This is a genomic window from Mesorhizobium sp. M4B.F.Ca.ET.089.01.1.1 (genome assembly GCF_004022605.1).
Taxonomy (GTDB): domain Bacteria; phylum Pseudomonadota; class Alphaproteobacteria; order Rhizobiales; family Rhizobiaceae; genus Mesorhizobium; species Mesorhizobium abyssinicae.
Map to the genome: position 1 here is coordinate 1 of NZ_RZOS01001309.1, position 514 is coordinate 514.

The window sequence follows — 514 nt, forward strand, 5'->3', positions numbered from 1 at the left end:
ATATTAGCGGGCATCCATCGGTGTCGTTGCCGTTGGTCCAAAGCGCTGATGGCTTGCCAATCGGGCTCCAAATCGTCGGCCGTTTCGGTGATGAGGCAACGTTGGTGCGTATCTCGCGCGATCTCGAAGAGGCATGCCCATGGCGACGCCGACATCCAAGCCTGCGAGCGGGGCGCAACTGACAAGCGTCTCTGGATATCTCGCTACCGATGAAGAGGTCGCCCGTCCGCCGAGTGGAGGAGCTTTCGACTGACTAGGCAAAATTGTTGGTTCTTCAGGGTGCCAACAGTTGCACATAGGAACAATGGGATCGCTCGATGAGCTGAATCGGCCGCTGGGTGCTCGCACAAAGATGAAGCCGCGAAGCCAGTCCACATCCGCGCGAACTCGACTGCAATAGGGGCGTAGTGCTCCAATAGTCTCTTACAATTCGCTAATCTAATAAGTTCTTGAATCATCTAGATTCTAGATGATGCCATATACAAACTATAATTGACCAAGGACGCTCGTCAGT

Annotated in this window: 1 protein-coding gene; it reads left to right on the forward strand. The window is 53.7% G+C overall.

What is annotated here, in order from left to right; translation table 11 throughout:
* Positions 1-2 precede the first annotated feature (2 nt).
* A complete protein-coding gene (locus tag EN780_RS37300) occupies positions 3-182 on the forward strand; it encodes an amidase family protein (RefSeq protein WP_281035423.1) in 180 nt (59 codons plus the stop codon).
* Positions 183-514 lie beyond the last annotated feature (332 nt).